Genomic DNA, 13,972 nt, shown 5'->3' on the forward strand with positions numbered 1-13,972 from the left:
TAAGCGGCTCTGGCGGATGCTGGAATACTATGTTCAGCAGAATCTGACACAGTGGGATTTATCCGCCGTCAGAAAACTCGCGCTGGATGAAACTGCATCAAAACGTGGGCATAACTATGTCACTATTTTCCTGGATATGGACCGAGTGGACCGCCCTGTCATCTTTGCAGTACCCGGGCGTGGTAAGGACACGGTTAAAGCGTTCAGCGAGTTCTTAAAACAGCATAAAGGGCAGCCAGAGCAGGTCGTAGAAGTGGTCTGCGACATGTCGAAAGCTTTTCTCAGTGGTGTTGATGAAGCACTGCCCAATGCCGAAGTGACCATTGACTGGTTTCACGTCGTGCAGATCTTTAATAAGGCAGTGGATCAGGTCAGAAAGCAGGAAAGGAAAGACGGCACCCACTCAAAGGGAGTGCGCTGGGCCGTGCTGAAAAACAGTGATCATGAGAATCTGACCCGGCATCAGATAACGGCTTTATCAGAGCTTCTGTCTGAGGATAAAGAGACAGGAAAAGCGTGGTTTATCAAAGAAAAGCTCCGCTGGATCAGGGATGTAAAAACGCCACAACAGGCTCGCTGGCGGCTCTCTCACTTTATCAATCATGCCAGGGATGTTCTGGGAGATAGTCCTCTGCAAAGTCCCATGTATGAGGCATTAGAGACCCTCAAAAGACACTCAGAGCGTATTGTGAGACGGATCACCTCGGACTTAACCAATGCCCGTCTGGAAGGAATGAACAGCCTTTTCCAGGCCGCTCGTGCACGCGCAAGGGGTTACAGAAATACAAAGAACTTTATCAATATGATTTACCTGATTGGCAGTCCAATAGAGGTACAGGTTCAATCAGGTAAATCCACATGAAACGTCGAAGAACCTGCTAATTTGCACATTCTGGGGAATATTCTGGGTGAATACTACAAAATTTATCTTGCTAAAGAAGGCAGTATAGCCTGCCAGCTCGCTCGCAAACATCAGCCCGATCTGATTTTGCTGGATATCATGATGCCTGACTTATCAGGCTATGATGTTATCAAAAGACTGAAAAGCGATAATACTACCAGCCATATTCCGGTTATTTTTGTTACCGCGATGTCTGACTCACAGGATGAAAAGGTTGGTTTTGATCATCATGCAGTGGACTATATTACGAAACCGCTCAATGCATCTATCGTAAAAGCCAGAGTTAAAACGCACCTGTCCCTGGTAAAAAGTGAAGAACTGAATAAAGCAAGACTTGAAGTGATTCGTTGCCTGGGACATGCCGCTGAGTATAAAGATAATGAAACAGGCCATCACGTTATTCGCATGGGAGAATACTCGTATATTCTGGCTAAGGCGATAGGTCTTAGTCTGGATGACTGCGAACTAATTCGTAATGCGGCTCCGATGCATGATATTGGCAAGATAGGCATACCAGACAAAATACTTTTGAAACCAGGCAAGCTGGATCAGGATGAGTGGAACATCATGAAACAACATCCGGTCATTGGTAAAAATATTTTGGGCAATCAGGACTCCCCTTTATTGAATCTTGCTGCGAGCATTGCATATACGCATCACGAAAAGTGGAATGGCGAAGGCTATCCAAGAGGGTTAAAAGCTCAGAATATCCCCCTTGAAGGAAGAATTGTAACAATAGCCGATGTATTTGATGCCCTGACTTCTGAACGGCCTTATAAAGCCGCCTGGTCACTCGAAAAAACGATACAGTTCTTTCAGGATCAGGCCGGCCAGCATTTTGATCCGATCCTTGTCCCTCTTTTCCTGAGTCGCCTTGAGCTGATAATGGAAGTCAAAAACCAGTGGAAAGAAGAGGGGCAGCTCTGATTCACCATATCTCTCATTCTGTTAATGTATATTTGAGAACCCCCGAATTATTCAGACTCAGCAACAGGCTCAGCGGGAAGCTGCCAGTCTATAGCAGACTTTCCTCTACTTTGCAGAAATTGATTGGCCTGACTGAACTGATGGTTACCAAAAAAACCTCTATGAGCAGACAACGGTGAGGGGTGCACTGACTTCAACACCAGATGTTTTGTCTGATCAACAAAAGCCGCTTTCTTCTGCGCGTAGCTGCCCCATAATAAAAACACGACACCATCCAGCTGCTCATTAATCAGGTGAATCACTTTATCAGTAAACTGCTCCCAGCCCTTCCCCTGATGAGAACCTGCTTTACTTTGCTCCACTGTCAGCACGCTGTTCAGCAACAATACCCCCTGCTGAGCCCAGTGAGTCAGATAACCATGATTCACTGGTGTACAGCCCAGATCGGACTGCAGCTCTTTATAAATATTCACCAGAGATGGAGGCGTTTTCACCCCCGGACGCACAGAAAAACATAGCCCATGAGCCTGACCGGGACCATGGTATGGGTCCTGCCCCAGAACAACCACTTTGACCTGATTCAGAGGCGTAAATTTAAACGCACTAAACCAGTCGGAAGAATGTGGATAAATCACTTTCTTCTGCTGCTTTTCCTGAGCCAGAAATGCTTTCAGCTGCTGCATATAAGACTGTTCAAACTCATTGCCTAATGCTGCCAGCCAGTCTTCGGGCAGATCAATCGCCATATTATGTTTCCTGAATCCGGTCAAAATAAAGCCAGTAGTCTACCAGAAGACTTTCAGCCCTGCAGATCAATCGCTATCCGGTATCAGCATCAGAAGGTCTGTCACATCAGAGGCTTTGTCCAGCTGTGACAACAGAGTTGACACTTGCCCCCGGTGATGCGTCTGATGATTAAAAAAGTGCAGCACCAGTGCAGAGAAGTTTTTGCTGGCCGGGATACCTCGGGAGTTGCGATAGCTCAGCACATAATCAAGGTCTTCACCCGTTAAACCCTGAATCCAGTTACAGATTTGTTCATCCAGCCAGCTTCGCCGGGCTTTTAATTCCTGAAAATCCTCGAACAGAATCTGATCCAGACCTGAAGGTCGAGGCAATAATGCGACCTCTTTCAGTGATTCAGTACAGGCAGGATGGCAGGAAAAGCGTTGTAGCCACAGAATATCCCCCACCATAATATGATTCAGAGTGCCCAGTACAGAACCAAAAAAAGCTCCCCGATGTTCTGATATCTGCTCTGGTGTCAGTTCAGATACTACCTGATATAGCTTGCCATTCATCCAGCGATTGTAATCTGCCAACAGATCAAAATGCGCTTTCCCTCCACCGGGCACATTCATAATAGCTCCTCAGTATATTCCTCATCAACGTGTGATTTTAGCTTTACAGTGGACTTTATTATTCACTACCATAGTCCTGCATTCTCAGGGCGGGGTGAAATTCCCCACCGGTGGTAAATCTGATAACACAGAAAGCCCACGAGCGCCTGCTGACGGATAGTATCCGGGCAGGGTCAAGCAGATCTGGTGTAACTCCAGAGCCGACGGTGATAGTCCGGATGAAAGAGAATAACAGAGCAGGCTATTACCGCATGCTCATGTTGCTATACCAGTGTGAAACATCTGTTTTACACTGATTGACTCTTATTGCCCTGATTCTGGTCTTTCAACTCAACAAGAGACATTAACCATGAATCAGTCTGATTTATCACAAATACATAACCTTTCCGAGTTTGGCTCACCATCTGAGCGTGTAAACAAAGCCATTACAGCCTTGCAACAAGGCCTGGGTATTCTGGTACTGGATGATGAAGATCGGGAAAACGAGGGTGATCTGATTTATTCTGCCCAGCATCTGACTAATCAACAGATGGCACTGATGATACGTGAGTGCTCGGGCATTATCTGCCTTTGTCTGACCGAAGAGCGGATTCAGCAGCTGGAACTACCCATGATGATTAACAATAATACCAGCACCAATCACACCAATTTCACTGTCAGCATTGAAGCCGCCACCGGGGTCAGCACCGGTGTTTCTGCTGCTGATCGAGTGACAACCATCCAGGCTGCTATTGCCGATGATGCCGCTCCGACTGATCTGAAAAAGCCTGGGCACGTTTTCCCGCTTAAAGCGAATACTCAGGGAGTACTGGGTCGCCGAGGGCACACAGAAGCAACCGTTGATATGATGGAGTTAGCAGGTCTGAAACCCTTCGGTGTACTGTGTGAACTGACCAATGAAGATGGCACTATGGCCAGACTGCCGGAAGTGGTTCAGTTTGCCAGACAGCATAATATGCCAGTTCTGACAATTGAGGATATTGTACTTTACCGACAATCCCTGAACAGCAGTGCTGCCTGAAAACATTCGCTGACGGCATTAGTATGCTCCGTCAGGTGAAAAAAAACCTGAAGCGCAAGCTTCAGGTTTTTTTCAGGTAAAGATTATCTCAACAACACAAGCTTCACCCATACTCACAATGATATGAAACTGCGGCTCCGACAGAAGAAGGGTCACTGCCCTTCAAATTCGCAGATAGAGAAAATGTCGATACCTTTTTCTTTCAGCTTCTGTGATCCACCCAGATCAGGCAGATCAATAATAGCAGCCGCTTCAATCACATCAGCGCCCAGACGCTGAATCAGATTAGCTGCAGCAATCATGGTTCCGCCAGTGGCAATCAGATCATCAATCAGCAAGACCCGATCGCCCGGTTTAAATGCATCTGTATGCAACTCAACGGTCGCTGAACCATACTCCAGATCATAACTTTCCTGCACCGTATCAAAAGGCAGCTTTCCCTTTTTACGTACTGGAATAAAACTGGTATTCAGTTCATAGGCTATCGGAGCACCCAGAATAAAGCCCCGGGCATCAACACCCGCCACCGCATCAATATCAAAATCATAATAGCGCTGTACAAACGCATCAATCAGATGACGGAAAGCTTTCTTATTCTGAAACAGCGTTGTGACATCCCGAAACATAACCCCTTTCTGGGGCCAGTCTGGCACCGTGCGAATCACTGAGCGCAGATAATCGGTATAGTAACGATCAGGCATTGTATTAACCCTGCAGGAACATAAACTTCAGCACAAACAGAGCGGCCAGAACCAGAACGCTGACAGAAACATCATCACGACGGCCAGACATCAGCTTAATACCAGCATAGGTAATAAAGCCAAATGCAATACCGTTAGCAATCGAAAAGGTCAGAGGCATCGCAATGGCTGCAACAAATACCGGTGCAGCTTCTGTCAGGTCAGTCCAGTCCACTTCAGCCAGACCGCTGGTCATCAGAACAGCAACATAGAACAACGCACCCGCCGTCGCATATGCTGGTACGGAACCTGCCAGAGGAGAGAAAAACAGAGACAGCAGGAACAGAGCTGCTACAACAACCGCAGTCAGACCAGTACGACCACCGGCAGAGATACCCGCCGTACTCTCAATGTAACTGGTCGTCGTTGAAGTACCCAGCGCAGCACCTGCCATAGTCGCTGTACTGTCAGACATCAGCGCGCGACCCAGACGAGGAAGACGCTTATTTTCATCCAGCAGTTTACCCTGCTGAGCCACAGCAACCAAAGTGCCTGAGGTATCAAACAGATCCACAAACAGGAAAGCAAAAATGATACTCAGCATTCCCACTTCCATAGCACCCGCCAGGTCCATCTGCATAAAGGTTGGTGCCAGGCTTGGTGGTGCAGACATAATCCCCTGCAGTTCATTCAGCCCAAGAACCATAGACAGCACAGTCACAACCAGAATGCCGATCATGACAGAACCCAGTACGCGACGGTAGGACAGGGAAACAATAATAAAGAAACCCAGAATCGCCAGCAGCACTTTAGGATCAGACAGATCCCCCAGGGTCACTAAGGTCGCAGGGCTATCTACAACAATGCCCGCACTCTTAAGAGCGATCATCGCCAGGAACAGACCAATGCCTGCAGCAATACCTAAACGCAGAGACAAAGGAATGCTATTGATAATCCATTCACGGACTTTAAAGATGCTCAGAACTGTAAAAATCACACCGGAGAAAAATACCGCCCCCAGAGCCGACTGCCAGCTGTATCCCAGCTCCAGTACCACCGTAAAGGTGAAGAAGGCATTCAGCCCCATTCCGGGAGCCAGTGCAATCGGATAGTTTGCCCATAGCCCCATAATCAGAGAGCCAATAGCAGCGGCCAGACATGTTGCGACAAATACTGCACCGTAATCCATTCCCGCCATTTTCAACAGCGATGGATTAACAAAAATGATATAGGCCATAGTCAGGAAGGTCGTTACACCTGCCACAACTTCAGTTTTTACGTTGGTATTATGCTCTTTGAGCTTAAATAGTTTTTCCAGCATCGGTTTGCCCCGAACAGGTCCAGAAACAACAAAACCCGGAAGCAGGCTTCCAGGTTTCATGAAAAAGAGTTACAGCCAAAACTGTAGTTGGTGCGCAATACTAGTCAAAAGTCGCAAAAAAATCGAGTAAAAGGAGTAAAAACTCTGGAAAATCTTAATTTTCTACGACAATGCGCAATATTAGTGCAATCTTTTGATGATAAGCCTTACTTAGTCGATCCGAGAGAAGAAAAACGATCTGCCATCACTCTTTCAACGGTATCAACAATGGCCTGAGTCTGTGGATCTATTTCGATATTCACCATGCTACCCAGTACTCTGTGCCCAATAACAGTTCGCTCCAGAGTTTCCGGGATCAGGTTGACACAGAAGTTGTTCTTATCGCGCTCTCCGATTGTCAGACTGATACCGTCAATACCAATATAGCCTTTTTCAAAGATATATTTACCGTACTGATCAGGTATTGAAAGCCAGATCTGGCAGTTACTGTCACTATCAATAATGTTTACCACTTCAGAGGTACACATAATATGACCAGACATCGCATGACCACCAATTTCATCACCATAACTGGCAGCGCGCTCAATATTCACTTCATCGCCTTCCTCCAGATAGCCCAGATTAGTAAGGCGCAGCGTTTCACGCATCAGGTCAAAGCTGACCCGTCTGCCATCAATTTTAGTTACGGTCAGACAACAGCCATTATGCGCTACACTGGCTCCGGGTTCCAGGCCTTCAGCCAGAGACGCCGGTAGCTCTACAACATGGGTACGGAAGTCTCCCATGTCATCTATTATCTGTACAACAATGCCTGTGCCCTGAACAATACCGGTAAACATAGTCAGCCTCTTTTGAGTATTCGAGCCGAAAATCTGACAAAAAACGACAAATTTTCTTTAAAAACATAAAGTTAAGGCAAACCTTAACAAATAATTTTACGTATTGTTACTCATTTTCACTCTGCAAAAAATACTCCAGTAAGCTAATACGATCACAACCAAAAAACATTGCATTATCCACAAAGAAAGTCGGAGCCCCAAAAGCCCCCAGCTCAGCGGCCAAACCCGTTTGCTGTTTCAACAATTGCTTTGCCTGTTCTGTCGAAGAAAAGTCCACTGCCTCGTCTCCCAGAACCTCTCTCAGAAGCATCTCATCAGAAATATTGTAACCTTCTCCCCAGTGCATTTCATAAAGCAGCAGGCTCTTCTCCGCTTTCCTTTCATTATCCAGAGCCAGTAAAGCACGCATAACCTGTGCAGATTGAATCGGAAATGATTCAGGCTTCTGATAAGGCACTTGCAGATAACACGCCATTCTTGAAAGATCCTGCTCAAAGAAATACCGGCGACGAGCCTCAAGCACCTGAGGTGGCTGATTTCCTGTCAGGCGCATCAATCCTGTTAAATACAACGGCTCCCACACAACACAACACTCGGTTCTTTGTTCAAGCTCCTCAATCTGGACGGCGGCAAGATAACTGTATGGACTGACCAGATCATAGAAAAACTTAACTGACTTTTTCATCTGCCATGCTGCCTTATTATGGAATCTGCTTCCTACGTTAAAAGGTTTTCATTTTTCAGGCAAGCCGACCTAAATATGAATCACTTTATTCCATTTGTTAAAATATTCTGAATTTAAATAACATCATAGAATAAACGCAATGCGTAAGCCTTTTTTTACATTAAATAGAACCAATCAAAATTGACCCAACTCGTATTAGCCTTTAGTATTAACGTCATAGGGTCGCGCCTCTTTTCAATGTTTGCGGGCGCGTTAGAAATCAGCAAACGGGTTTGTCCAGCGTTTTGCCACCTCCATGAGGTGGCCTTTTCTCTGAACACTTTCTTAATTGTCCTAAGAAAGACTCTCGTTGAGAGAACCCTCTGTTAGCTCTTGCATATGACTTCAGCCCCACCTGTATGGTGGGGCTTTTTTTTGCCTGAAATAAACCTCGGCCCCTTGTGAAACATAGAGTAGTTGAAATACTCCTCCTGAAAAACAAAAGGCAGCCACATGAGCTGCCTTAATTAACACTTCACTTTCCAGGCAAATCCTTCAGGAAGTCAGGTCAATCACCAGCCCTTTAATCTGAACCAGTTTGCCTGCAATCTTCAGATTATCTCTCTGCTCGGACATCACTAACTGCAAGAGCTCTTCAGCCTCCTGATCAATCAGTTTAACCACATGATGTTTTTCTGATGCCGTCCAGCCTGCTCCAATTCCCTGAACGTCATAAGCCCCTCTTGTGGCAGCCGCAATCAAATTACTCAATAGTGTCTTATAAACTTCCAGGTTGCCCAGAGTCGGATTTTTTTCCAGCACATTACCTGCGTCATCCAGAGCAATGCGCATATGGGTCAGTTTCTGATTCAGAGAAGGGCGGCCAGCCTCTTCCACCTGGCTATCCAGATGATCCGTAAAACTCAGGCCAGTCGTTGCCGCTCCGGCTATTGCCGTTTTCCCTCTGCGTAGCCCACCACCCGGGCGGGATGATTTTAATTTGTCACTAACATTCAACATAATTATTTTTTACGCTTTCTGCTGTAATAACCACTGTGCACCTTTCAGTGCTGCATCCTGGTATTCTGCTTCCAGCGACATCCGTTCGACATCCTGTTTCATTCGTTCTTGCTTTGGCAGCTCTTTCCTGGCCTGATGGGTTGCCAGGTGATTTCCCCTACGAGCAATTTCATCGAATACCTTTGCTTCATCAAGCAAAAACCATTCCGGCTCAATAATATCAATCATGACACGAAGACGCAGGCACCCTTCCATGATTTCAACCTGCTCTTCCAGCATCGCCCGGGCAATAATATGTATATTCTCCAGGGTCTTTTCTCTGGCTTTGAGAACAACAGCCTCTTTTTCAGCCTCTCTTGTGCGTACTTCTTTCTGCAATTTAAGAGCATACCAGGCCAGAGCCGTGATAATCACAACAGCAATAACCAGCAATCCAATAGCAGTCCCCGATTCCACCTTAATCTTCTCCTCAGAATTATGGGTAGTCTGCGATACAACTGTAACCAGCCATACAAGCGGCCGTGAACAGGAAAATTATTTTCCTGACTCAGCAAAATATCACCCTGAATATGACGAGGCCCGGTAGTTCCGGGCCTGAATATGATAATGCCAGAGCAACGTATTACTCTGACTGATATCCTCTATGAGCGCTTGCTGCCTTTTTTAGACTTTTTCTTTTTTTTACCGCCATGAACATCTTTACGCAGCTTTGCCAGTCGCAGCTGGATTTTACCGTATAGCGTATTACTGGCATAACGCCCTTTATCATTAATCTGTCCGGCAGGCATCCCGGTCATCAGCTTGACAGCCTGATCACTATGCCCGACAGCATAAATGGCAAATTGTCCCTCTTTGCAGGCTTTAACCACCTCATCTTTAAGCATCAGGTTTTCTATATTCTGTACCGGGATAATAACCCCCTGGTCACCTGTCAGACCGGTACTGACACAAACATCAAAGAAACCTTCTATTTTTTCATTGACACCACCCACAGGCTGGACTTCACCAAACTGGTTAATTGACCCGGTGACAGCCAGCTCCTGCTTTACAGGCACATCAGACATAGCAGAGAGCAGAGCAACCAGCTCCCCCAAAGACGCACTATCACCATCGACACCATGATATGACTGTTCAAAGACCAGGCTTGCAGCAACAGGAATGGCCTCATCCCGGCCAAAAACAGCACTCAGATAACCAGCCAGAATCATAACCCCTTTGGAGTGAATCGCACCGCCTAACTGGACACTGCGCTCAATGTCCAGTACCTCTCCATGACCATAATGCACTCTGGCAGAAATACGGCTGGGCTGACCAAATTCACTTTCTCCGATTCTCAGAACCGTTAACCCGTTAACCTGACCAACCTTCTCTCCCTCGGTGTCAATCAGAACAACGCCATCCCGTATGGATTCAAACATCTGTTCTTTAATCAGGCCCGAACGATATTCCCGACTATCAATAGCCTGCTGAACAGCAGCAACATCCACTATTTTTTTCTGGTTTGCTCTGGCCCAGTAATCAGACTCTCTTAACAAATGATTAAGATCAGCAGCATTCAGTGATAATTTATCCTGATGCCCCGCCTCTCGTGCCCCCTGTTCAATGACAGCCATAATAGCGGCACGATCGAGATTCAACAGCCCGTCCTGCGCAACCATAGAACTGATCAATCTGGCATAAAGCCCCTGATTTTCACGGTCACGGGGCATGGTACTTTCAAATTCTGCCAGCACCTTAAATAATTCAGAAAAATCAGGATCGTACTGTTGCAACAGATAATATTGTTCTGCATCACCCAGTACCGCAACCGTCACATTCAGATCGACCGGTTCAGGCTCAAGACTGACACTGCCAGACAGCGTCAACTGTTTTTCCAGAGTATCAATGCGTAAACAGCCGGTTCTTAATGCCAGCTTCAGGCCATCCCAGGCATAAGGCTGTTGCAACAGTTTGCCAGCATCAAGAATCAGAAAACCACCGTTCGCACGGTGCAGAGCACCAGGGCGAATCAGCGAGAAATCAGTCGCCACGGTTCCCATGTAAGTGATATTTTCAACATGGCCGACCAGATTGTTATGCGTCGGCATATCTTCAATGATCAAGGGAGCGCCCTGCTCAGGATCTCCGGAGTTCATCACATTCACCTGGTAACGCGCAGGTATCTTATGATCTGGCGAAGCCCGGGTTACTGCATCAGCGTTTTCATCTTCTTCCAGAAAAATTTCGACATTTTCAACCAGATCCTTCTGCACCGCATCCAGGTATTCCAGCACTCGAGTTTGTTGCTGATACTTGTCTTTCAACTCAACCAGCCAGTGCTGAATCGCTGTCAATGTTATTTTTTCATTCAACTCCTGCTGTTTTTCCCGGCTGCTTTTTTCCAATAAGGCCAGTTCTCTGAGCGCAGCTCGCAGCTCTTTCTCCATCAGTTCAATGCCGGCTTTAAACTTTTCCCGCTCAGCATCAGGCAGATTATTAAACTCTTTGACAGGATAAGGTTCCTCCTCCTCATCCACAGGCATAAAGGAGTATCCGCCCGGATTCTGCAGCACCAGCTTCAACTGAAACTCTGAAGCTTTTGCAGCCACATCCTTAAGCATGGCTTCCTGTTCTTCCGAGAAATCTTCCCGGATCATTTCCGCTTTTTCAGCAAAAGCCTCCTGTTCAAAAGCCGCAGGGATCGCCTGACGAAGCTCTTTAATCAGGGCCTCCATGTCTTTTTTCAGCTGCAAGGCCATGCCTGTTGGCAGCTGCAACGCCCATGGATGACGCGGTGATTCAAAGTTATTGACATAACACCAGTCATGCGGTGATGTCATCTGCTCGGCATGGGAGGACAGAAAACGTTTAAGCATGGTTCTTTTACCCAGCCCGTTTTCACCAACAGCAAACAGATTGTACCCTTTTCTGGGAACAGCAATAGCAAAGCGAACAGCCTGCTCAGCTCTTTGCTGACCGATAAAACGATCCAGCGCTTTAATCTGGCCCGTATGGTCCTGAGGAAAGTTTTTTTTGATACAGCGTTTCTTAAGACGAGAAACGGCCAAAGGCTTTGGTGCCTGCATTGATATCTCCTGAAAAGCAAGCTTTATCAATACATTATGCAACACACAGGTCGATTCAGCACCCTGAAATACAAAATTAAACCAGCCAGAAATCTGATAGTGGCTTTATGAAATATATTTCTGTCAGTTTGATGCTGCTTACAAAAACATTGCGCAGAACAAAGCCTCCCCCTGGCAACTGCATAATGAATAATGTCCAGGCAAAATCCACCTTACATTACGTTACAAATAACGCATTCACCTTTCGGATTAGAGGCACCCACAGCTTCATGGATCTGAGATAAACTAACAGGCTTTGCTAATAAAAAAATCCGGGATGCAATGACATACCCGGAAACACTTCCTTTGTGCTTGATGTGGAATAAACTCAATGATGCAAACCTTCCGATCTATCGGTATTAAGGCTCGCATGGTACTGGTCGTACTGGTTGCAATAATCAGCATTATCAGCCTGATGAGCTTCTCTCTGAAAACCTCTTATGACATGCAGATTCGGGAAAAACAACTCAAAACCAAAGACCTGGTAGAGTCAGTTATCAGTCTGACAGACTATCACTACCAACAATTTAAATCAGGACAGATGACAGAAACTGCCGCAAAAGCAGCAGCCATGAAAGCCGTTGAAAAGCTGCGCTACAACAACACAGATTATTTCTGGATCAACGATCTCAATGCCATCATGCTGATGCATCCGATCAAACCGGCTCTGAATGGTAAAAACCTGTACGGACTAGAAGATAAAGCAGGCAAACAATTCTTCAAAAGCTTTGTCGATATTGTTAAATCAAAGGGCTACGGTAACGAAACTTACCTCTGGCCAAAACCTGGCTTTGAGGAACCAGTAGAAAAAGTATCCTATGTCGCCGGCTTCAAACCGTGGGGCTGGGTAATAGGCACAGGGATCTATGTGGACGATGTCAAATCTGAGTTCTGGCAGAACGCCTCCTCCCAGGTCGCTATCGCAGCCATTGGCCTGACCATTACTATCCTGGTACTTTATCTGATTGCTAACAGCATCATTTCCCCTCTGACCGATGCCAACAAAGCGATGCATAATATTAGTCAGGGTGACGGTGATCTGACTCAGCGTCTGGATACCAGTGGCAATGATGAAATGAGCCAGCTTGCCCGCTCATTCAACCACTTTGTTGATCAGATTCAGCAGGTCATCCAGGAAGTAGATCACTCAACGCAACGGGTTGCTGCCGCTTCTGCTCAGCTCTCATCAACAACAGAACAAACCACACAAGTCATCACTCGCCAGACCTCGGAAACGGATCATGTAGCGACCGCGATTAATGAGATGGCTGCCACAATCCACCAGGTTGCACAGAGTGCTCTGCAAGCTGCGGCAACAACAAAAGATGCAGATAATGAGGCCCATGCTGGCAAACAGAATATCCACGAAACGGCAGAGACAGCTGTTAAGCTGGCCGATGAAGTCAGCCGGGCGACAGAAGTAATACAACAACTGGAAACTCAGGCCGATAATATCTCTTCAGTACTTGACGTTATTGGCGGTATTGCCGAGCAGACCAATCTGCTGGCATTAAATGCAGCTATTGAAGCAGCCCGTGCAGGGGAACAGGGAAGAGGGTTTGCAGTGGTAGCCGATGAAGTACGTACCCTGGCCAGCCGAACTCAGGAAAGCACTCATGAAATCGAACAGATGATAGAAACTCTGCAGTCCGGTGCCAGACAGGCTGTCAGCGTGATGGAAGACAGCCAGACCCGAACCCGGGAAACCGCTGAAAAAGCCATGTCAACTCAGGTCGCTCTGGATACCATTACGGAGTCGATGCAGAAGGTAAATGACATGATCAGTCAGATTGCCAGTGCAGCTGAGCAGCAATCATCTGTTGCAGAAGAAATTAACCGGAACGTGATAAATATTGTTGATTTGTCCGGCAATACAGCTCAGGCTTCTCAACAAACCAGTCAGGCCAGTGCCGAACTGAACAATCTGGCAGGCCAGCTGAAGCAACTGATCAATCGGTTCAAAATCTGATACGGTAAAGCAAAGCGGAGCCTGGCAGGCTCCGTTTGCACCGCTATATCGATGTTGTGGTCATCTAATGACATAACGATGTCCAGACTTTAGCACAGGGATATAACGAATACTATGCAGCCATTAGGCTATTATCCTGAAGATTTAATTAAACATTAACCTCTT

The 13,972-nt window shown here is 46.5% G+C and carries 13 protein-coding genes and 1 riboswitch; of the genes, 4 read left to right on the forward strand and 9 right to left on the reverse strand.

From position 1 onward, the window contains the following. Both H4O21_RS12470 and H4O21_RS12475 read left to right on the forward strand, forming a co-directional pair. A partial coding sequence (locus H4O21_RS12470; protein ID WP_182809204.1) for an ISL3 family transposase occupies positions 1-862 on the forward strand: 862 nt, incomplete at its 5' end. Positions 863-883: 21 nt separating this feature from the next. Beyond that, a complete protein-coding gene (locus H4O21_RS12475; protein WP_182809205.1) occupies positions 884-1,828 on the forward strand; it encodes an HD domain-containing phosphohydrolase in 945 nt (314 codons plus the stop codon). A gap of 47 nt (positions 1,829-1,875) precedes the next feature. Here the strand turns inward: H4O21_RS12475 and ung are convergent, their stop codons facing one another. Together ung and H4O21_RS12485 are read right to left on the reverse strand one after the other, a co-directional pair. Continuing rightward, positions 1,876-2,574: a uracil-DNA glycosylase gene (ung, locus tag H4O21_RS12480; protein ID WP_182809206.1), complete on the reverse strand. Its 699-nt coding sequence runs from the start codon at positions 2,572-2,574 to the stop codon at positions 1,876-1,878. Between the two features lie 66 nt (positions 2,575-2,640). After that, entirely contained in the window at positions 2,641-3,189 is a 549-nt protein-coding gene (locus H4O21_RS12485; protein ID WP_182809207.1) for a DinB family protein, read from the reverse strand. A gap of 76 nt (positions 3,190-3,265) precedes the next feature. Continuing rightward, positions 3,266-3,423, forward strand: a riboswitch (FMN riboswitch). A gap of 115 nt (positions 3,424-3,538) precedes the next feature. Here H4O21_RS12485 and ribB point away from each other — a divergent pair. Further along, positions 3,539-4,210 (forward strand): 3,4-dihydroxy-2-butanone-4-phosphate synthase, encoded by a 672-nt coding sequence (gene ribB / locus H4O21_RS12490; RefSeq protein WP_182809208.1) that lies wholly within the window; start codon positions 3,539-3,541, stop codon positions 4,208-4,210. 152 nt (positions 4,211-4,362) lie between these two features. Here the strand turns inward: ribB and H4O21_RS12495 are convergent, their stop codons facing one another. The 7 genes from H4O21_RS12495 to H4O21_RS12525 all read right to left on the reverse strand — a co-directional run bounded on the left by H4O21_RS12495 (position 4,363) and on the right by H4O21_RS12525 (position 11,799). Next, positions 4,363-4,911, reverse strand: coding sequence for an adenine phosphoribosyltransferase (locus H4O21_RS12495; RefSeq protein WP_182809209.1), 549 nt, complete (start codon positions 4,909-4,911; stop codon positions 4,363-4,365). A 4-nt stretch (positions 4,912-4,915) separates the two neighbouring features. Then, the gene (locus H4O21_RS12500; protein ID WP_182809295.1) at positions 4,916-6,211 is read right to left on the reverse strand and encodes an NCS2 family permease; all 1,296 of its coding nucleotides are present in this window, start codon (positions 6,209-6,211) and stop codon (positions 4,916-4,918) included. 206 nt (positions 6,212-6,417) lie between these two features. Further along, positions 6,418-7,050 (reverse strand): riboflavin synthase subunit alpha, encoded by a 633-nt coding sequence (locus tag H4O21_RS12505; protein WP_182809210.1) that lies wholly within the window; start codon positions 7,048-7,050, stop codon positions 6,418-6,420. 106 nt (positions 7,051-7,156) lie between these two features. Further along, the gene (locus H4O21_RS12510) at positions 7,157-7,735 is read right to left on the reverse strand and encodes a 2-hydroxychromene-2-carboxylate isomerase (RefSeq protein ID WP_182809211.1); all 579 of its coding nucleotides are present in this window, start codon (positions 7,733-7,735) and stop codon (positions 7,157-7,159) included. A gap of 534 nt (positions 7,736-8,269) precedes the next feature. Beyond that, positions 8,270-8,734: a YaaR family protein gene (locus tag H4O21_RS12515; protein WP_182809212.1), complete on the reverse strand. Its 465-nt coding sequence runs from the start codon at positions 8,732-8,734 to the stop codon at positions 8,270-8,272. Positions 8,735-8,743: 9 nt separating this feature from the next. After that, complete coding sequence (locus H4O21_RS12520; protein WP_182809213.1) at positions 8,744-9,190, reverse strand: DUF2489 domain-containing protein; 447 nt, start codon at positions 9,188-9,190, stop codon at positions 8,744-8,746. 185 nt (positions 9,191-9,375) lie between these two features. Continuing rightward, complete coding sequence (locus H4O21_RS12525) at positions 9,376-11,799, reverse strand: Lon protease family protein (RefSeq protein WP_182809214.1); 2,424 nt, start codon at positions 11,797-11,799, stop codon at positions 9,376-9,378. A gap of 370 nt (positions 11,800-12,169) precedes the next feature. On the opposite strand from H4O21_RS12525, the gene H4O21_RS12530 reads away from it, so the two are divergent. Next, entirely contained in the window at positions 12,170-13,807 is a 1,638-nt protein-coding gene (locus H4O21_RS12530; protein ID WP_182809215.1) for a methyl-accepting chemotaxis protein, read from the forward strand. Positions 13,808-13,972: the final 165 nt, after the last annotated feature.

Origin of the sequence: Oceanospirillum sediminis, from assembly GCF_014164585.1 — a bacterium.
Lineage (GTDB): Bacteria > Pseudomonadota > Gammaproteobacteria > Pseudomonadales > Halomonadaceae > Oceanospirillum > Oceanospirillum sediminis.